23 protein-coding genes are annotated in these 20223 nt (G+C 41.7%); 22 read left to right on the forward strand and 1 reads right to left on the reverse strand.

Annotated elements, in window-relative coordinates; all coding sequences use genetic code 11:
- The first annotated feature begins 17 nt into the window (after positions 1-17).
- The 9 genes from CGC57_RS06760 (at position 18) to CGC57_RS06800 (ending at position 7395) form a co-directional block, all read left to right on the forward strand.
- Entirely contained in the window at positions 18-440 is a 423-nt protein-coding gene (locus tag CGC57_RS06760) for a SufE family protein (protein ID WP_095898509.1), read from the forward strand.
- Between the two features lie 61 nt (positions 441-501).
- Positions 502-825 carry an iron-sulfur cluster assembly protein gene (locus CGC57_RS06765; protein WP_002679592.1) on the forward strand — a complete coding sequence of 108 codons (324 nt, stop codon included), beginning with the start codon at positions 502-504 and terminating at the stop codon, positions 823-825.
- A 20-nt stretch (positions 826-845) separates the two neighbouring features.
- Positions 846-1775 (forward strand): DUF3078 domain-containing protein, encoded by a 930-nt coding sequence (locus CGC57_RS06770; protein WP_095898510.1) that lies wholly within the window; start codon positions 846-848, stop codon positions 1773-1775.
- A 137-nt stretch (positions 1776-1912) separates the two neighbouring features.
- A complete protein-coding gene (locus tag CGC57_RS06775; RefSeq protein ID WP_095898511.1) occupies positions 1913-2476 on the forward strand; it encodes a Crp/Fnr family transcriptional regulator in 564 nt (187 codons plus the stop codon).
- 75 nt (positions 2477-2551) lie between these two features.
- Entirely contained in the window at positions 2552-3226 is a 675-nt protein-coding gene (locus CGC57_RS06780; protein ID WP_095898512.1) for an L-2-amino-thiazoline-4-carboxylic acid hydrolase, read from the forward strand.
- On the forward strand, positions 3223-3750 hold the full coding sequence (locus tag CGC57_RS06785; protein WP_095898513.1) for a Crp/Fnr family transcriptional regulator: 528 nt from the start codon (positions 3223-3225) through the stop codon (positions 3748-3750). Before CGC57_RS06780 ends, CGC57_RS06785 begins: the two co-directional genes overlap by 4 nt.
- A gap of 82 nt (positions 3751-3832) precedes the next feature.
- Complete coding sequence (locus CGC57_RS06790; RefSeq protein ID WP_095898514.1) at positions 3833-4846, forward strand: Acg family FMN-binding oxidoreductase; 1014 nt, start codon at positions 3833-3835, stop codon at positions 4844-4846.
- 202 nt (positions 4847-5048) lie between these two features.
- Positions 5049-6260 (forward strand): beta-ketoacyl-[acyl-carrier-protein] synthase family protein, encoded by a 1212-nt coding sequence (locus CGC57_RS06795; RefSeq protein WP_095898515.1) that lies wholly within the window; start codon positions 5049-5051, stop codon positions 6258-6260.
- A gap of 82 nt (positions 6261-6342) precedes the next feature.
- Positions 6343-7395: an NAD(P)/FAD-dependent oxidoreductase gene (locus CGC57_RS06800; protein WP_095898516.1), complete on the forward strand. Its 1053-nt coding sequence runs from the start codon at positions 6343-6345 to the stop codon at positions 7393-7395.
- Positions 7396-7407: 12 nt separating this feature from the next.
- On the opposite strand, the gene CGC57_RS06805 is transcribed toward CGC57_RS06800, so the two are convergent.
- Entirely contained in the window at positions 7408-8235 is an 828-nt protein-coding gene (locus CGC57_RS06805; protein ID WP_095898517.1) for a prephenate dehydratase, read from the reverse strand.
- 332 nt (positions 8236-8567) lie between these two features.
- On the opposite strand from CGC57_RS06805, the gene CGC57_RS06810 reads away from it, so the two are divergent.
- From CGC57_RS06810 to CGC57_RS06870, 13 genes are all read left to right on the forward strand, one after another.
- A complete protein-coding gene (locus CGC57_RS06810) occupies positions 8568-9350 on the forward strand; it encodes a hypothetical protein (protein ID WP_095898518.1) in 783 nt (260 codons plus the stop codon).
- 60 nt (positions 9351-9410) lie between these two features.
- Positions 9411-10103 (forward strand): peptide chain release factor H, encoded by a 693-nt coding sequence (prfH, locus tag CGC57_RS06815; RefSeq protein WP_095899475.1) that lies wholly within the window; start codon positions 9411-9413, stop codon positions 10101-10103.
- 111 nt (positions 10104-10214) lie between these two features.
- A complete protein-coding gene (locus CGC57_RS06820; RefSeq protein ID WP_095898519.1) occupies positions 10215-10616 on the forward strand; it encodes a hypothetical protein in 402 nt (133 codons plus the stop codon).
- Positions 10613-11164, forward strand: coding sequence for a 3'-5' exonuclease (locus CGC57_RS06825; protein WP_095898520.1), 552 nt, complete (start codon positions 10613-10615; stop codon positions 11162-11164). The genes CGC57_RS06820 and CGC57_RS06825 overlap by 4 nt, the downstream gene beginning before the upstream one ends.
- 6 nt (positions 11165-11170) lie before the next feature.
- The gene (locus tag CGC57_RS06830; RefSeq protein ID WP_095898521.1) at positions 11171-12007 is read left to right on the forward strand and encodes a hypothetical protein; all 837 of its coding nucleotides are present in this window, start codon (positions 11171-11173) and stop codon (positions 12005-12007) included.
- 25 nt (positions 12008-12032) lie between these two features.
- Positions 12033-12380 carry an immunity protein CdiI family protein gene (locus CGC57_RS06835; protein ID WP_095898522.1) on the forward strand — a complete coding sequence of 116 codons (348 nt, stop codon included), beginning with the start codon at positions 12033-12035 and terminating at the stop codon, positions 12378-12380.
- Positions 12377-12775 carry a DUF4304 domain-containing protein gene (locus CGC57_RS06840; protein WP_095899476.1) on the forward strand — a complete coding sequence of 133 codons (399 nt, stop codon included), beginning with the start codon at positions 12377-12379 and terminating at the stop codon, positions 12773-12775. Before CGC57_RS06835 ends, CGC57_RS06840 begins: the two co-directional genes overlap by 4 nt.
- A gap of 499 nt (positions 12776-13274) precedes the next feature.
- Entirely contained in the window at positions 13275-14666 is a 1392-nt protein-coding gene (locus CGC57_RS06845; RefSeq protein ID WP_095898523.1) for an RtcB family protein, read from the forward strand.
- A 297-nt stretch (positions 14667-14963) separates the two neighbouring features.
- Positions 14964-15245, forward strand: a complete 282-nt coding sequence (locus CGC57_RS06850) for a hypothetical protein (RefSeq protein WP_095898524.1) — start codon at positions 14964-14966, stop codon at positions 15243-15245.
- 6 nt (positions 15246-15251) lie between these two features.
- Positions 15252-15698, forward strand: coding sequence for a PIN domain-containing protein (locus tag CGC57_RS06855; RefSeq protein WP_002679723.1), 447 nt, complete (start codon positions 15252-15254; stop codon positions 15696-15698).
- A gap of 441 nt (positions 15699-16139) precedes the next feature.
- Positions 16140-18722 carry a DNA mismatch repair protein MutS gene (gene mutS, locus CGC57_RS06860; RefSeq protein WP_095898525.1) on the forward strand — a complete coding sequence of 861 codons (2583 nt, stop codon included), beginning with the start codon at positions 16140-16142 and terminating at the stop codon, positions 18720-18722.
- 89 nt (positions 18723-18811) lie between these two features.
- The gene (locus CGC57_RS06865; protein WP_095898526.1) at positions 18812-19474 is read left to right on the forward strand and encodes a hypothetical protein; all 663 of its coding nucleotides are present in this window, start codon (positions 18812-18814) and stop codon (positions 19472-19474) included.
- A 75-nt stretch (positions 19475-19549) separates the two neighbouring features.
- Positions 19550-20146, forward strand: coding sequence for a hypothetical protein (locus CGC57_RS06870; protein WP_095898527.1), 597 nt, complete (start codon positions 19550-19552; stop codon positions 20144-20146).
- Positions 20147-20223: the final 77 nt, after the last annotated feature.

Here is a 20223-nt window from a genome sequence, read left to right on the forward strand (position 1 = left end):
CCCCTAATTTATTGCAAATGACTATCGAACATATTCAAAATGAGCTCATTGAAGAGTTTTCATTCTTTGAAGATTGGACGCAACGTTACGAATATCTCATAGAACTCGGCAAGTCGTTGCCTCTAATAGACGAACAATATAAAACTGAAAATCACCTTATCAAAGGATGCCAAAGTCAGGTGTGGTTGCACGCCGAAAAACAAGATGATAAACTCGTATTCACCGCCGATAGCGATGCGATTATCACCAAAGGTATTGTCGCTCTCTTAATAAGAGTATTCTCTCATCAAACCCCCGAGAATATCCTCAACGCCGATGTGAGTTTTATTGATAAAATCGGTCTTAAAGACCACCTTTCACCCACCCGCGCCAACGGCTTAGTGAGTATGATTCAGCAAATGAAACAGTATGCTCGGCAGGAATTAGAAAATAGAAAATAGAAATTAGAAAACAGGAATTAGAGGTCTTATCTCTTACCTCTTATCTCTTAACTAAAAAAAGATGGACGAAATCATAAACACCGAAGTCCTCGGCGAAAAAATCGTTGAGGTACTCAAAACTATATACGACCCCGAAATCCCTGTAGATATCTACGAACTCGGACTCATCTACGACGTTTTCGTGAACGAAGACCGCGATGTGAAAATCCTAATGACTCTCACATCACCTAATTGCCCCGTTGCCGAATCTCTCCCTATGGAAGTGAAAGAAAAGGTACAAAGCATAGACGAAGTACACGAAACACTTGTAGAAATTACTTTCGATCCCCCTTGGAATCAAGATATGATGAGCGAGGTGGCGAAACTCGAATTAGGATTTTTGTAAACTAAATTAATAAATCACTTATGAAAAAACTTTTATTTTCAGCTCTATTATTGTCTTCAGTAGCTACTTTCGCTCAGGAAGACGAAACTAATGGCGGTGTTGCTCAAGACCCTACTGCGGTAGAAACTCCCGCCGAAGAAGCTCCTGCGCCTCGTTGGACAAAAGGCGGTAGCGCTTCATTGTTGTTCTCACAAGCTGCTTTCAACCACGATTGGACTGGTGGTGGTTCTAACAACGTTGCTGCTAACCTCGCTGTTAGCTATGCTTTCAACTACAAAAAAGACAAATGGGCTTGGGATAACAATATCTTCATCGACTATGGTCTCACCAAAGTAGATGGCGATGAATATACTAAAAAAACCACCGACCGTTTTGAAGTAAACTCTGTACTCGGTTACCAATTGAACAACCCTCAATGGTACTACTCATTCTTCTTGAACTTCAAAACTCAAATGACCGATGGTTACAAGTATGTAGATAGCCAAAACCGCACCCTTATCAACAAATTGCTCTCTTCTGGTTACTTGCAATTTGGTCCTGGTATGTTGTGGAAAAAGAGCGACAACCTAAAAGTGAACATTGCGCCTGCAACTTCTAAAATTACTACAGCTCGCAAGGAGTTTACTTCACCTACAGGGGCTCACTACACTCATAACTTCTACGGAGTGGAAGACGGTAAAAACATCCGTTACGAACTCGGTTTCTACTTGAACGGCTATGCTAAAGTTGATGTATGGGAAAACGTATCTATCGAGAACATCCTCAGCTTGTACAGCAACTATTTAGATAAACCACAAAACGTAGATTTGGATTACACTGCTAACGTAGTGATGAAAGTAAACAAATACTTATCAGCTAACTTTACTTTCCAAGCCATCTACGACGACGATGCTGCACGCGCTTTCCAAATCCGTGAATTGTTAGGATTAGGTTTAAGCTACAAATTCTAGTGCGAGTCGCACACACAATTTTTAAAAATATAAAGAGGACTGCCGTATTAAGGCAGTCTTTTTTTATTGTGTATCTTGGTATTTAGAAAAAATAATACTACCTTTGCCTCACACACTATTGCTGAATTACAGAAGAATTGGAAAAACTTATTGCATACATACAAAAAACAATTCCTAAACTAAAAATAGAGGAAAAACTCCTTGGCGAGGCTTTTCAAAAAGAAGTTCTCACTAAAGATACCTTGCTGTTGGACTTCGGACAAGTGTGTGAGCATTATTACTTTGTAAACAAAGGGGCTCTTAGGATATTCTTCTACGATGATAATGGCGAGGAATACACCAGTTGGATAGCTTTTGAAAATTACTTCTTTACAGAGCAATTTAGTTATACAAATTCTTTGCCTTCTCGTTATGCTATTACAGCTATTGAAGAGACTGAAGTGCTGAAAATACATAAGCAACAAATGGACAAACTACTCCAAAACAATTATCAGTGGCAACAGTTCTTCATACAAAATGAGCAACAAACAATATTACGGCTGATGGAAACTATTGAACTCTTCCAAAGGCAATCGGCTAAAGAGCGATATGAAGCCTTATTCAGCTTTCCTGCCTTTATACAAAAAGTGAAACAAAAAGACCTTGCCACAATGCTCGGGATGACTAAATACTCTATCAGCAGACTAAAATCTTACAAGTAAAGAGAGGAAGTTGCCAAATAGCAACTTTTTTGTGTGTTGCAGTGCGTAATTTTGCATTTATAAAACAAATGTAAAATGAACCAAGAAGAACAATACAGTTTTAGTCCGCTGGATAGCTATCAGTGGATAAAGAAAGAGGCTTTTGCTTATATAAAAGCCCAACAATGGATAGATAAATCGTTGTTTGAAGACTTTTCAAACGCTTTTGAAGATTATTTTAAGCACTCATTACAAAAAGTATCTCATCTTATCGAGAATGAGTTGGACGAAGGGAATGTGCAATTTGCGGTTTTGGTAGTAGCTTTATATGAAGCTTTTGTGAAGATAGGCAAGGAAGATAAAGAGGCTTTCAAATATGTATGTCTTGCTATCAATGAGCCCATAGCCCCTTTTATGGAGCAGAACACTGAGGCTTTCTTAACAGCTTCGGAGCGCCCTTTTAAGGCGATTGTGGAGATATCAAAAGCACGAGAAGCGTATTATTTTGGCAAGAGTTTTGGCTTTGAACGCCTTATAGACAATGATTATGGTTATGTATTGCAAATTAAAAAGTGCTTGTTTCACGAAGTACTAAAAGCCCTTGAGCATACTTTTTTGCAAAGAATTATATGCCAAGTAGACTGCGGTTGGATAAAAGGCATTAAAACAGATCTACACAACTTACATTTTGCACGACCCACTACTTTTGCTACAGGCAATACCTGCCAAATGTGGTTTATAAAAGAAGAAAAAACAGAAGATATACAATGACCCTAAACCTCGATTTCCTCAGTCAGTATTTTACTGAAGTACATTTCGATAAAGATGCCCTCATCACCCGTGCAGGTGAGGTGGAGCACTCACTCTATTACCTTAGCGAGGGTATCGTGCGATTCTTTTATTACAACCCCACAACCGACAAGGAAACTACCGTAGATATCCTCTTTGCCGAGCAGTTTTTTATGTCGTATGCATCGTTTGTAAAGCGTGAACCTTCGCTCTTCTCTATTCAAGCGCTCAAAGAGGTTACCGCCTATAAAATAGGGCGTGAAAACTTGGAACACCTCATTGAAAAACAAGAATACTTACAAATAAAAGCTGATATTTTGGAGCATCTGCTCATTGAAAAGATGCAACGCGAGGCGCAGTTCTTATTGCAATCACCCGAAGAGATTTACCGCAATCTATTGGAAAAAGACCCTAAACTCATCCAGAATATCCCGCTGAAATATATAGCTTCTTATATTGGCATTACTCCCCAAGCGCTCAGCAGGATTAGAAAAAGAATTTTCTGAGTATTGCCATTTCTTAACCCAAGTTCATTTTTTTGGTGTTTTTTCGCCGTTCCTTTGCAGCGTAAAACAAATACAAACTAAAATGAACTTAAAAATGTTACCTATCACGTTTATGATGGCGCTTGCTACCCTTAAAGCTTCCGCCCAAAATCCCGACTTTCTGACCCTTATCAAGGCTGCTACACAAGCACCTTCAGGTCATAACTCTCAGCCTTGGTGGTTTGAAACTTCCGATCACAGTATCGTTATCAAACCCAACTTCGAGAAAGCCCTCCCCGCCGTCGATGGTCAGCATCGCGAACTCTTCATCAGCTTGGGTTGTGCGCTCGAAAATCTCTGTATCAAAGCCTCTGAGCTACAGTACCAAACTAATGTAACCCTCAGTCCTGAGGGGGTCATCACCATTGACTTACAAAAATCAGAAGCTGTTGCCCCTGACCCTTTGGCGAGTGTGATTGAAAAACGACAAACCAACCGCTCGGTGTACGACGGCAAACGCATCGACCCTGCGCTATTGCAAAACCTTGTGAAACAAACAGGAGCAACGGGTATCTTTACTTTTGCCAATGGCACTCCGCTCTTCGAGAAACTCACTGATGCCGTCTTGCAAGGCAATACCGCTCAGATGTCCGATCCTGCTTTTAAAAATGAACTGCTTTCGTGGATTCGCTTCAACAAAAAACATTCTGAAAGCACTCACGACGGACTCAGTTATGCGGTACTCGGGGCGCCTAACTTACCCCGTTGGGTTACAGAGCCTATCGTAAAAGGAAGCCTCAAAGCAAAAACCCAAAACAAAACCGACCTGAAAAAGATTCAATCCTCTTCGGATATGGTGCTCATCACTACCGTTACAAACGATATCCCCACGTGGATAGCCACAGGTTGCACCCTCGAACGCTTTTTGCTCTTGCTCACCCAAGCAGGCATCGCTCACGCCTACCTCAATCAGCCGTGTGAAGTACCCGAAGTAAATACTTCTCTACGCGAAAAACTCACTGAAAACAACGTCTATCCTCAAATTCTTTTGCGTATCGGCTATGCCAAACCCATCGCATACTCCAAAAGAAAAGACGTTAAGGAAGTGATGAGATAATTTGCAAATCTGTACAGCCCGCACTTTTGGTAAATTTGATTACCTTGATAATCAGTTACTTTTAATTACATTATAGGGGTGTTTTGCAAACGCCCCTCTATATTCTCTAACACCTAATTTCGTCATTCGTAATTCGTCATTCGTAAATATTTATTACCTTTGCCCCAGTTTGTTAATTATTAATTATCAATTGTTAATTGTTATGAGAGTAGTTATCACTGGAATGGGTATTTATTCCTGCATAGGCACTTCACTGGGCGAAGTGCGTGATTCGTTATACCAAGGGAAATCGGGTATTGTTTTCTTGCCCGAACGCAAAGAATATGGCTATCGCTCTGCCCTCACAGGCTTTGTAGAAAACCCCGACCTCAAAGGTCTCTTGGGTCGCCGCGAGCGTATTTCTATGGGACAAGAAAGCGAATTTGCCTATATGGCAACCCTCGAAGCGCTTAAAAATGCCGGTATCGATAGCGATTTCTTACAACAAAACGAAGTGGGAATCCTCTATGGCAACGACAGTGTAGCCGAGTCGGTGATTCTTACCAACGACAAGATAAGAGAAAAGAAAGACACTACACTGGTAGGCTCTGGAGCGGTGTTCCGCACGATGAACTCCACTGTAACGATGAACCTCTCTACCCTCTTCCAACTGCGCGGGGTAAATATGAGCATCAGCGCCGCTTGTGCCAGTGGCTCACACTCAGTAGGTTTGGGCTATTTGCTCATACAAAGCGGTATGCAAGACTGCGTGATTTGCGGCGGTGCTCAGGAAATCAACAAGTATAGTATGGGCAGTTTTGATGGTCTTGGCGTCTTCTCAATGCGCGAGGGAGAGCCTGCTTTGGCTTCACGCCCTTTCGATGCTAATAGAGACGGCTTAGTGCCCAGTGGGGGTGCGGCTACTTTGGTGTTAGAAAGTTACGAATCGGCAATGAGACGTGGGGCAACTCCTATCGCTGAGGTCGTAGGCTACGGCTTTTCGTCTAATGGCGGACATATCTCTACCCCCAACGTAGAAGGACCTGCCCGTGCGATGGCGCGCGCCTTGCAGAATGCAGGAATGCAAGCGGGTGAAATCGACTATATCAATGCGCACGCCACTTCCACCCCCATAGGCGATGCCAATGAAGCAAAGGCTATACACGAGATTTTTGGCAGCCATATCCCTGTGAGTTCCACCAAATCAATGACCGGACACGAGTGCTGGATGGCAGGTGCTAGCGAAGTGATATATTCCGTACTGATGATGCAAAACAGCTTTATAGCTCCTAATATCAATTTTGAAACCCCCGATGAGGCTTCTGCTAAGCTGAATATCATCGCCGAAACTGTAGAACGCCCCATCAATGCCTTTTTGAGCAACTCTTTCGGCTTCGGCGGTACAAACTCAGCTTTGGTAATCAAGAAAATTTGAAAATTAAGAGTGACCCACACAAGCAATTACAAATAACTATCATATTTCCATCACACAACCTCTTACCTCTTACCTGAATAAAATGTACGACTTTATCATCATAGGCGCGGGACTTGCAGGCGTAAGCTTTGCCCATACCCTCGAAAAAAACGGCAAAACCTTTTGCCTCCTCTCCGACCACTCCCAAGTGGCGAGCGTTATTGCGGGAGGGGTTTATAATCCCGTTGTTTTAAAGCGATTTACCCCCGTTTGGCATTCCGAGGATATAATGAATAGTGCCAACCGTTTTTACGATGAAATTGAGGCTAAAATGCAATGTCAATTCCGCGTTCCTATACACGTAGTGCGCAAATTCGCTTCTGTAGAAGAACAAAACAACTGGTTTACAGCTTCTGATAATCCGCTGCTCGCTCCTTATTTGAGTCCTGTGATATTGCCTGCCCTTAATGAGGCACTCCTAGCACCCTTTGGCTTAGGCGAAGTGCTCCAGACAGGGAGATTGGAGGTACAACACTATATAAATGAAAGTATAAAATGCTGGCAAACAGAAGGGGTGTGCTACGAGAAGACTTTTGTGTACGACGATTTAGAAGTATATGATACACACGTGGTTTATTGCGGAGTTACTGCTCGAAATATCATTTTCTGTGAAGGCTGCGGTATTGCCAAAAATCCGTATTTCAGCAAATTGCCTATGCGTCCGTGTAAAGGGGAGACACTCACTATCAGCGCTTCTGGTTTGCAGTTGCAACACATCTACAAAAGTGATGGGGTACTGATTCCGTTAGGTGATGATAAGTATATACTTGGGGCTACTTACGACCCCGAAGATTTAACTGAAGTAATTACTGAAGCTGCTCGTACCGAACTTTTAGAAAAACTCCACAAAATGACGAGCATTCCTTATGAAGTGCTAAGTCATCAAGCCGCGATTCGCCCTACAGTAGCCGATAGGCGACCCCTTTTAGGGCAACATCCTCAACACTCACATCTGTGGGTGTTCAATGGTTTAGGAACCCGAGGCGTGCTCAATGCTCCTTACTGCGCTCAAGTGCTTTACCAAGCCGCTTTTGAAGAAATAGAAATCCCCCACGAAATGAATATCAACCGCTTCGCCAAGAGATTTAGGCATTAATCTTCTTACCTCTTACCTCTTATCTGACATAAATTTTCCCAACACTTTCAGTTCTTCTGTCATTATCTCCAAAAGTTGCATAGCTTGCTCAAATTGGGCGTAATGTTCAAACCCTACATCCACGAAAAAAGCGTATTTCCAAGGTGTTTCTATCACTGGCAACGACTGTATTTTGGTCATATTTATATCGTGGTCGCGCAACACGTTCAGCACGGTAGAAAGACTTCCGCTCTTGTCGTATACTTGGAATTTTAGCATAGCTTTATCGATTTCTTCTTTTGGCAGATGGCTATCAGTAGTAGAAAGCACCACAAAGCGTGTAGCGTTGCGTTTGATAGTTTGGATACTTTCAGCTAATATCGGTAAGTGGTAAAGCGCAGAAGCTGAGGTTGAAGCAATTGCAGCGACACCTTTCAGCTGTTGCTCGTAAATTTCTTTAGCAGCTTGAGCGGTGTTAGTAGCTTCTACCAAACGGATATGAGGATAATTTTCAAAAAAATCTTTGCACTGCAACAGTGCCATATAGTGTGAGCGCACTTCGGTAATATCGGCTAAAGTTTGATTGCCAAGAGCCATCAGGTGGTGCTGAATATTCATATAGTACTCGCCTGTGATGTGCAAGTTGTTGCGGTCGATAAGCGCATAGTTAGGCAGTATAGCCCCTGCAATGCTGTTTTCAATTGCCATTACCCCCCATTGGGCTTCCCCACTTAAGAGTTTTTTCACCACTATATCAAAATTGCGACATTCTATAACGTCTATATCCTTACCAAAATAGGCTTCAGCTGCCTGATAATGGAACGAACCTTGGGTACCTTGTATGGCTATTTTTTCATTCATAGTGCAAAAATACATCTTTTTTCTTGCATATTCAAAAAATTGTTGTACCTTTGCCCCCGATTTTAAGAATTATCGTTTAACTAAATACAAAAAATACGCACGAAGAAATGAAATATATCAAGTTACATATCGCATCTGTATTACCTTTCCACAAGGTAACGCTTCGTGGCGTATCCGCTTGATTAGAACAATACTATAATATATAGAAGAGCCCGAAGCACCCCGCTTCGGGCTTTTTGTTTTTCCTCACAAATAAAACTTTTAGGACACCTTCCTATCACATTTTCCCGAAGCAATTTGTTAATTATTAATTGTCAATTGTTAATTGAAAAATGGGAAATCTATATATTACCACCGAAGGCGTTTCTCGCCTCCGCAATTTGCGTTCTCGCAAGCGCATTGCTCGAGAAGACCACGAGAAGTATTTGCGCGAATGTATCAAACGCCAAAAAGTACTCTTTAAACAACGCCGTGAACTGCCACTTGTGCCACTCGAAAAACCCTACCAAAAGGGCTATGTGCGTTTTTTTGTACTGAGGGAAGATGTGCGACAAGGCAAGCAAGCCGATTTTTTCGCGACACTTTTGGAGAAAATCAACACTTATCAATACGCTGATACACGTAAGTTCCAGAAGAAGAAAAAGCGCCGTGGCAAGCGTGTTTACATAGCTCGCAAACAGGAATTGTACTCTTTTAGTCAATGGGAATGGGAAAGAGCCCTTGAAAGGGGGAAGTTCACCCAAAAAGAACGTGCCTATTTTGCAAAAATAGAGTGTTTCAATCGGCAAAAAGACCGTTTTGAAATCCATTACGAGTTTACCGAGGCGTGGCGTTTTGAACTGCGTGTAAAGCCTAATATGATCACCCACTACCGTCCGGTAGATATAGCTATAGAACGAGAACTCGCCGAGCTTGATAAAATCATAGATGACCATAAAAACTGGGGAACTATCACTCATAAAATCTATGGTCGTCGCAATTCGTGGAATCAATACCAAAAGCGCTATATGCCTAAGGAAAAGTACAAGCGCACGCCGCTCAAAGAAATCACAGCCCTTAAGTATCACACCTCAGCAATGGAAATCGCAGATATGCTTTTGGAGGTCAATCTTTAATCTCAATCCGACCAGTCTGCCCCATCCAACTTGTCCGATTTACAAAAAACCAAAGAAAAAATGCAAGAAAAAATCATACAAATCACCGCTGGTCGCGGTCCTTTAGAATGCCAATGGGTAGTAGCAAAAGTACTCAAGACTTTCCTACAAGAAGCTACTCAAGCAGGCATCGACTATACCATTCTCAGCCGTGAGGAAGGCGATGCCAATCTCACTGTCAAATCGGTTACCCTGCAACTCAAAGGCAAGGAGTTAGCACCATTTTTGAAAACTTGGCTCGGAACTGTGTGCTGGGTAGGCAAGAGCACTTTTCGCAAGTTTCACCAGCGCAGCAATTGGTATATAGGCGTTTTTGAGCTCGACCAACTGCAACGCCAGCCTTTCTCGGAGCGCGATGTACAGTTCCAAACCACTCGCTCGCAAGGCAATGGCGGACAGAATGTGAATAAGGTAAATTCAGCAGTACGCGCTACCCACCTGCCTACAGGTATCAGCGTATTGGCACAAGATTCACGTTCGCAACTCGATAATAAGAAACTCGCTCTTGCCCGCCTTAAAGAAAAACTCGCCGAAATGGAGCTTCAGCAACTCGCGGAGCAAGCACAGAGTCATTGGAGTAACCACGCTCAAGTGCAACGCGGCAACCCTGTACGCACTTTCAAAGGCACCGATTTCAAAAGCACTTATGTAGAAAAAAGCTATAAGAAAGAACGCGCCGCTGGCAAGAAGGAAATTAGAGAATTAACAGATTAGCCAATGCTCGTCGTGCTACGACCTTTACCAAAGTTGAAAAGAATTTCAGCAACCCTCCAAGTTATTCTGAGTTTCTCCGAGATATCAGCATCTCTCAAAAAAATAAACTTTATGACCGGAAGATTCTATCAAGATACCCATTTCAACCTTACCATACTCAATGGTTTGCCCATAGAGCAACTCAAGGTATGTGTAAATCCTGATGATGGAGGTGTTTTAATCGTCTATTTAAAAGCAGAAGGACAGCCTATTTTTCATTTCTTTTTAGATGTGGGTATTGCTTTTTGTGAGTGTTGGAATGAGTATGAAGTAGATGAGGACGATGATGACTATCGTTTTGATGACCTTACGGAGGTTTGGCAACTCAAAGGCAAACACATTAGCGCTATTTTTGCCGAAGAAGTAGCGGGAAATAGTGAAATTACCTTTCTTTTGGAAGAAGGTGAAAAGCTCCTGCTCTACTATTGCCCCACAGAAGATAAGAGCTATTTCATTAAAAAATTAAAACAATGACAAACAAAATCATTATTATAGACTTAGAAGCGACTTGTTGGGAGGGAATACCTCCCAAAGGAGAAGTGAGCGAAATTATAGAAATTGGCATTTGCCTGCTCGATACCCTTACAGGTGAGATCAGCGATAACAGAGGTATTTTGGTAAAGCCTACACATTCCAAAATCAGTCCTTTTTGTACCCAACTTACCACCATAACCCCTGAACTGGTAGCGCGGGAAGGCGTAAGTTTTGAAGAAGCCTTGCAAATCCTTAAAAGGGAATACCAAGCCTATCAGTACACTTGGGCGAGTTATGGGAATTACGATAGAAATATGCTCCAAAAGCAATGTGCCCTTAGGAAACTGCCTTACCCAATGCGCAACGAGCATATCAATGTAAAGGAACTTTTCCAAGAGGTAACCCAGCACCCCAAACGATTGGGAATGTATCAGGCACTGAACTACCTGAAGATACCCCTTATAGGAACCCACCACCGAGGCAAAGACGATGCTTATAACATCGCTAAGATTATGCACTGCTTGTCTCATTATCAATTGACAAATTAATTCGCAATGAAAAACAACCTTATTTACGGCGTTCATATTATTGAAAGTGATCTCGCTAATGAACTGGAAGCTATAGTGGAAGATGCTTATCACTATGGGGCTACAGAAGCTGAAATACGCTTCCTTATGGATACTTTTCGCAAGGAAGCTGTGCGCACTGCTTTGGAGAAGGAAATATTTTTGACCCTTCGCCTTGATATGTTGTGGCAGTATGGGTGGTTGCGCCCTGAGGAGGTAGCTCCCCTGCAACAGTTGGTACAAAAAGGAGTTTCTAAAAAGTGGCTACAGCAGTTTGGTACTGATACCCCCCAGATGAGCTATGAAAAACGACAACAGCAAGTAGTACGACTGCTCTCTCGCCTTGCCACTGCCAATACAGCAGTGCCTGCACGCGAACATTGGCAAAAGGTAACCGATTTCCTTTTTGTGCCTTATGAAGTGCTGAGCGTACCCTTGTTGGGAGGTCAGTATGGTGCGGTATGGCTATTGAGGACTGATAACTATGAGGGCGACGGACATTATACTTTCGTGGAACTATTATATAAAAGTACTGAAAAGCCAACGATGGAATCGCTAATGGAGGCGCGCCTTCAGCTGATGGGAGATGGTGAGAAGGAAGTGCTCAGTGATGTGCGTAGGGTGAGTCATAAAGCCTTGTTGCTCTTTGCTGAACGCTTGGAGAGGATAGGTACTGCAATTCCTAAGAAATCCCTGCCAGCGCCTTCGCCCTATATAATAGCCTACGATTCTTTTGAGAAATTCGTACAGCGATGGAACAGCGATACAGGTATCCCCGATAAAAGGAAAAGAAAGAAGTTCAAGTCAGTTGTTGCCCATTGGTAAATTAGTAAATTGACAAATTAATCTTATGAAAAAGTTTGAATTTAAATACCAATTTGAGTTCTTTTGTTCCCCTATTTGGATAGAGGAAAATGTGAAGAATCCTACCCCTCGCAATGTGGAGATTGCGGATTTGGATATCAATCCTTATTTAAAAGAAGAATTAGAGGAACTCAACCACTTGTATCAAGAGATTTTCAATGACAATTACCCTCCTGAATCCGATTTCAAAGATGCCGTAAGTGAGTATATCTTTGTAAACCGCGTACTCACCTCAGCAGAACTTTTAGCGAAAGAAGTGGGAGAACAATACGCTTTTGCCTTTGATTATCCAAAATGGAGAGAAAGAAAAGAACAATTAACAAATCTACTATGAAAGAAAAAACAGCTACACAAATTGAGTTCGACGAGATGGTAAAAGAACTCTATCAAATACTAAAACCCTTAGGATTTAAGAAAAAAGCACTACATTTTTACCGAGTAGTGGAACAAAGCCTGCAAATGATTTCTATTCAAAAAGGCGCTTATGGCAGCGCTGATGAAATCTATTTCACGGCAAATATCAAAAAAGCCCCTTATAAGGAGCCTATCTCTTTCTATCCTGATGATAATACGCAGCGTATAGGTGATATCAAGGGCAATGGCGATATTTGGTATGAGTTTTCTGGCACTATCGTCGATATTTTTAAACGAAAACAAAAATTTAAAGAGAATAGAGAAGCCTTTTTGAGTGATATACAGCAAATCGTGCTTCCTTATCTATCTAATTAACCAATGACTCCAGATTGTCCCCCTTCGGGGGAATGGGGGCATTGACAAATTGACAAGTTAATTTAACCCTTGATTGGCATTAGCAGATTTAAAAATCAGCCAATGAGTGCAACACTCCACTTGATTACTCTGTTAATCAATTACTTTTAGAGTATGTTGTGTAGGGGCGTTTTGCAAACGCCCATTGCAAACACCATTTAACATCAGTTCGATATAACAGAACATTGATTTACAGCTTTGTAACATAATATATTCACAAAATAATTCACCGTTAGGTGAAAATTCGTGAGATAATGTAAAGTAAAGGGTTTTTAGTATTCCTTATTTCGTGAAAATTCGTGAAATTCGTGGGAGATTTAAAACATTTTGCTGATTATTTAATAATTACTTATGTCGAACTCACGTTAATTAGCAAATTTGAAAAATTATCTAATTAGCCAATGACTCTAGATTGTCCCCCTTCGGGGGAACGGGGGCATTAGCAAATCAACAAATTATTATGGCAAATTTAAAACTCAAAGGGAAAGACCTCCTCAAGTTAGGCTTCCCGAATAATCAATCTATTAATGTAGCGTTGGAAGTGATGAAACGCAATTACGCTACTAAAAACTTGGCGTATGTAAAGTCTGTGCTTGAAGATATTCTAAAAAATCCTGCGCAGTACGAAGGACACCTTACTTTTGGTCAGATAGCCGAGGCGCTGCTTTCGTCTACTAAAACCGAAAAACGACAGCTCAACGCTACCCGTGCGCCTTATCATATTTTTGGCGAGGACATCACTGAAGAAGCAAAAACGCAACTCTATACGGCTCTAAAACTCCCTATTTCGGTAGGTGGCGCCCTAATGCCCGATGCCCATAGTGGCTATGGTTTGCCCATAGGCGGTGTGCTGGCGGTGGAGAATGCAGTCATTCCTTATGGCGTAGGCTTGGACATCGGTTGCCGTATGTGCCTCAGTATCTTGGATATACCTGTGTCTTACCTTTCGGGGGCGCGTGATAAGTATGAGAAAGCCCTTGTGGAGCATACGAAGTTCGGTATGTACGAAACTCATAAATCACACGTAGACCACGAGATTTTCGACCGTGATACTTTTTCACTGATTCCTATCCTCAAACGATTGAAAGATAAGGCAATCAAGCAGATGGGTACTTCGGGCAGTGGCAATCACTTTGTGGAATTTGGCGAGGTAGAACTCTTGGCAGACGACCCTCAAATAGGGCTACCCAAAGGAAAATATCTCGGTATACTTTCGCATAGCGGTTCGCGTGGCTTTGGTGCGGAAATCGCCCAGTATTACGTGCGCGTGGCAGCCGAACAATGTCCGCTACCCAAAGAAGCCCAGCAGTTTGCGTGGCTTGACCTCAATACCCACTTAGGATTAGAGTATTGGACGGCTATGAACCTCGCAGGCGATTATGCATCTGCCTGCCACGACGATATCCACCGCCGATTGATAAAGGCTGTAGGCGGACGATTGAGGGCGCGTATCGAGAACCACCACAATTTTGCGTGGAAAGAAATTCACGATGGCAAGGAGGTAGTAGTACACCGCAAAGGAGCGACCCCAGCAGGGGAGGGGGTACTGGGTATTATCCCTGCCTCAATGACCGATGCCGGTTACATTGTGCGAGGCAAAGGCAATGCCGAAAGTTTCGATTCAGCTTCACACGGGGCAGGACGGGCTTTCTCACGCAATGAGAGCAAGAACCGCTTTACCAACTCCGATATCAAAAAAGCCCTCAAAGCCAAAGATATCACTCTCATTGGGGGTAATGCCGAAGAAGCTCCTATGGCGTATAAAAACATAGAAACCGTAATGGCTTCCCAAAGCGATTTGGTAGATATCATCGGTACTTTCCAGCCACGCATCGTGCGAATGGACAAGTAATCCGTTATTTTTGAATTATGTTATGATGTAGGGGCGTTTTGCAAACGCCCTTACAAATAAAACTTTTCAGATAGCATCTTTTAGCAACCTCTCACAGCAAACTTACTCGTGCTACGACCTTTGCCAAAGTTGATTAGTCTGATTATCAATAATTTTTGAAGTATGTTATGTACGGGCGTTTTGCAAACGCCCCTACAAATAAAACTTTTCGGACAGCCTTAAATAAAACTTTTCGGATAGTTTTTTATTTGCTTATATGCTAATTATCTTGTATCTTTGCCAAAAATAGAAAATATTATGCCTTATACAATTACCATTGCCGATAACAATCCACAAGCACTACACCTTGTGAGATATCTTAAAACACTTGATTTTGTAAAAGTTACAAAGCAAAAAGAGCCTAAGTATTCTCAGGAAGTGTTGGACGCTTCTAAAGTATTAAAAATGACCCCTGAGGAAATCGTAGAAGCCGCTAAAGAAGAAGAAATGACCCCTGAGGATTACGCGTTTGTGATGACAATCTCTAAAAAGATAAATCACAATATAGCTAAACGTTGGGATGAACACTTTAATATTTAATATGATATGATTATCATTGCCGACAGTAATATTTTTATGAGTGCTCTTGTAAATCCTACAGGGCGTACAGCTTCTATATTAGCCGAAAGGAAGAAAATACAATATATAGTGCCTGACTATCTCATTACTGAAGTAACCGAGCATATTCCTGATTTGGTAAAACGCTTTAAAAATCAGAAAACAAAAAAGGAACTATTAACCGATTTTAAAAAGCTATTAGAAGGTATTACCATTGTAAGTGAAAAAGAGGTTAAAAAAGTTAATGCTATTAAAGCAAAAGAAATAGTTGCTGATATAGATATAAAAGATTATCCTTTTATTGCTCTTCATCTACAAATCAAACACAAAATATGGACTTCTGATAAAATCCTTGTAAAGGGACTTACTGAAAAAGGTTACGGACATTTCTTTACCTCTACAGAAGAATTGAGTGAACATCTCTACAAAAAATAAAACCTCTAATTTACTTATTTTCAGTTGAAGAAACGCTCCTCTCACATAAAGAATATGCTATATGTTTTGTTGCTTCCGCTACTTTTCATTGGTATATTGTTTAGTCGCTTTTTTGATAAGATGGACGAAAAAATACATATTCGCACTATACTCGCTTGGATATTCTCACCCATTACTGTCCTATATATAGGGTTGCGGTGGGTAGTGAGAAAGATTTTCGGTAGAAGGCGTTTATTTCACTGATAATCAAATTCTTCTAAAACGTGTTATGTAGGAAAGCCAGCGATAGCTGGGTATGTGCTGCAAACGCCCTTACAAATAAAACTTTTTGGACAGCCTCTTTTACAAACTCTTCCAACAAGATTGCTCATTGACAAATTATTACTATCTTTGCCCTTTCAAAACTTTTCACTCTTAACTTTTCACTTTTCACTAAAATATATGGCAAAAGAAACCCCACTAATGAAGCAGTACAATCAGATAAAAAGCAAATATCCTGATGCTTTACTGCTGTTTAGGGTAGGCGATTTCTACGAAACCTTCGGTGAAGATGCCGTAAAAGCCGCTCATACCCTCGACATTGTGCTCACCAACCGCAACAACGGTACCGAGCGCAGTGAATTGGCGGGTTTTCCTTACCATTCTATCAATACCTATCTCCCCAAACTCGTAAAAGCGGGCTACCGCGTGGCAATATGCGACCAGCTGGAAGACCCTAAACTCGTGAAAGGCATCGTAAAACGAGGTGTTACCGAACTCGTTACCCCAGGAGTTGCCCTCAACGACGATATATTGCAAAGCAAGAGCAACAACTTCTTAGCCTCGGTATGGTTGGGTAAACAAAGTTGTGGGGCAGCTTTTCTCGATGTTTCTACCGGTGAGTTCTTGGTAGCACAAGGCGATAAAACCTATATCGATAAGCTCTTGCAGAACTTCCGCCCCAGCGAACTGCTCGTTGCTAAACACCAAAAAAAGGAATTTGCTGAACATTTTGGCGACGACTTCCACTGTTTCTATTTGGAAGATTGGGTCTTTAAAGATGATTATGCCCAGCAGGTACTCACCAAACACTTTCAAACCAACTCTCTCAAAGGCTTTGGCATAGACGAACTCACCGAAGCGATTCTTACCGCAGGGGCTATCCTCTACTACTTATCCGAAACCCAACACCACCAACTCCAACACATTACTGCCATTCAGCGTATCGCCGAAGAGGCTTATGTATGGCTCGACAAGTTTACCATTCGCAATTTGGAACTCTATGCGGGCAATACCACCCCCTCGGTGAGTTTGCTCGATGTGATTGATAAAACGCTATCGCCTATGGGCAGTCGTACCCTCAAACGCTGGTTGGCGTTACCGCTGAAGAAGTTAGACAAAATCCGTCAACGCCACGAGGTGGTCGATTACTTTTTGAAACACATCGATGTATTAGAGCAGGTGAAAACAGCCCTCAGCCGTATGGGCGACATCGAACGACTGATTTCTAAGGTCGCTACTCTTAAAATCAATCCGCGGGAGGTAGTGCAATTGCGCGCTTCCTTGGAACATATCCCCCTGATAAAACAGTTGTGTTTGGCTTCTGCCAATGAATCGCTTACCCTTTTGGGCGATAAGCTCCACAGTTGCGAACAGCTCAGTGCCCGCATCGCCGAAACACTCAGTGAAGATGCCCCTGTGAACATCGCCAAAGGCAATGCTATCGCCAAAGGTTTTTCGGCAGAATTGGACGAACTACGCGGACTCTCGCATTCGGGCAAAAGCTATTTAGACGATTTGCTCTTGCGCGAAAGCCAACGCACGGGTATTCCTTCTCTGAAAATAGATAGCAACAACGTGTTTGGCTACTATATCGAAGTGCGCAATACCCATAAAGATAAAGTCCCCCCCGATTGGATACGCAAGCAAACCCTTGTGAATGCCGAGCGTTATATCACTGGAGAACTCAAAGAATACGAAGCCAAAATATTAGGTGCTGAAGAGAAAATCGCTCAGTTAGAACAAACGTTATACGCCGAACTGATTGCTTTTATCAGTGAGTATATCGGTCAGGTACAAACAAATGCCACGCTTATCGGTCAGCTGGATTGCCTTTGTGGTTTTGCTACTTTGGCGATGGAAAACAACTATCACCGCCCCGAGATGAACGAGGGGTACGCCATTGATATTAAGGATGGTCGCCACCCTGTGATTGAAAAGCAATTGCCCGTAGGTACGCCCTACATTGCCAACGATGTGTATTTAGACCGCGAACGCCAGCAAATTATAATGATTACCGGACCTAATATGTCGGGTAAATCGGCTATTTTGCGACAAACCGCCCTGATAGTACTCTTGGCACAGATAGGTAGTTTTGTACCTGCTGCCAGTACTCAATTAGGTATCGTCGATAAGATATTCACCCGTGTAGGCGCAAGCGATAACATTTCTATGGGTGAATCTACTTTTATGGTGGAGATGAATGAGGCAGCCCTCATTTTGAACAACATCTCCGATAGAAGTTTGGTGCTCTTGGACGAAATCGGGCGTGGTACCAGCACCTACGATGGTATTTCCATAGCGTGGGCAATCGCCGAATATTTGCACGAGCACCCCAGCAAAGCCAAAACCCTTTTTGCTACCCACTATCACGAACTCAACGAGATGAGTGAGCAGTTCGAGCGCATCAAGAATTACAATGTATCGGTAAAAGAAACCAAAGACAGCGTGCTTTTCTTGCGCAAACTCACCGAGGGTGGTTCAGCGCACAGTTTTGGAATACACGTAGCGAAGATGGCAGGTATGCCCCAATATGTCATTCAGAAGGCGAATAAAATGCTTAAAAAGCTTGAGGAGAGTCATAATGTAGTACCCACTGCCGAAGTGGTTAAAAACGCCCAAAAAGAGATGCAATTGAGCTTCTTTGATATAAACGATCCTCTCTTAGAAGCTCTAAAAGAAGATTTACTCAGTCTCGACATCAACACCCTTACCCCCGTAGAGGCACTGATGAAGCTCAACGAAATGAGAAAACGAATTAGCTAATTAGCAAATGACGAGTTACGAATGACGAATTACGAGTCGCAAACTTTAGCAAAGTCTATAATCACTGAACAATTTAAAAATAAATAAAAATGAAAAAAACAATTTACACATTTTGCGCAGGCGTATTTGCCCTGCTTACCATTATTGGCTGTTCTAAATCTGATGATAACGACAGCAAGAAGAACAAGGATAAAAATGATGTCGAAGTTACAAACTTCAACATTCCTAAGGAAGCTAAAGCCATTTTGCCCGACAAAACTCTTACCGAAATGGTTGCTAACGGAATGACCATTCACGAAGGAACTAACCCGCCTAATATCGAGGGTATCTATTTGCTCGACAACCTCAAATTCCTTTACACCAGTGACCCCGACGACCATTACTTTACCAAAGGACAACCAGCTGCCGATTATAAATATAAGTTTTATGATCAACAAGGAGTAAAGGTAAAATCGGATTACAAAGTACTGAAATTTGGTGTTTTTGATGTAGCTACAGGCTATGGAGCTATCATTTCAGGTAGCGGTAACAAGTTTACCGTTTTCCTAAGCCACGCTGCTAATACAGAAGGTGTAAAGAATAACGATATAACTCTAATTTCAGGGGAACTCACATCTCAAGGTATTAAGAATTTGGTTTATGTGCTAACAGTTACTCAAAAAGATGACAGTAACAATAAAATAATGAAGGTAGGTACCTATCGCATTTTCACTCACTACGAAAGTATTGCTCAAAAACAAACAACATATTAAATATCAAAGAGATATAGGGAGGTGTTGTATTGAATATTGTACATTTGCCTCCTGTAATTTAAAAAAATAGCAAAAATGAAAAGAACAATCTACGCACTTTGCACAGTGGTATGTGCACTATTTGTAATGACTTCCTGCTCAAAATCCGATAATGAAAAAGGAGGCAATGGTGGAATTGTAAATAATAATTTCTCTTCTGAGGTAACAGCCGTTGCTTCTAAGGAAACTATCCAAAAAATGGCTGCTGGTAAAGCTACTATCTACGGAGGTACGACCCCTCCAAAAGTTGAAGGTTATTTTTCCTCTGGCGAATTAGGACTTACCCATACCAGCCTTGGTGAAAAAGATCCTCTAAAATCAGCAAACTTTGACGGATTCTACTATAGATTCTACGAGCAAAACGGCTCTAAGTTAAAAATAGACTATAGAAATCACACTGCAGGAACTTATGCTGCTAATGGTGTAGATGCGGTTATCTCAGGAGAAGGTAATAAGTTTACTATTTTCTTTCTCAACAAAGAAAGAGATTTAGTTGCCCTTTCAGGTGAATTTACTGGAGATGCAATAAAGGATTTTCAACAATCAGTTATTAATAAAGTAGAAGAGCCTATAGGAACAGTACGTGTTTTCAAAAGCAAAAGTGGCTATGCCGAAAGTACACGTGAATTCTAATTAGTAAATAAATAAAAAACTTCTCTTTATTTTTAGATAAAGGGAAGTTTTTTTTATATCTATTCCCTAACACCTGA

The organism is Capnocytophaga sputigena, from assembly GCF_002302495.1.
GTDB classification, from domain to species: Bacteria; Bacteroidota; Bacteroidia; order Flavobacteriales; family Flavobacteriaceae; genus Capnocytophaga; species Capnocytophaga sputigena.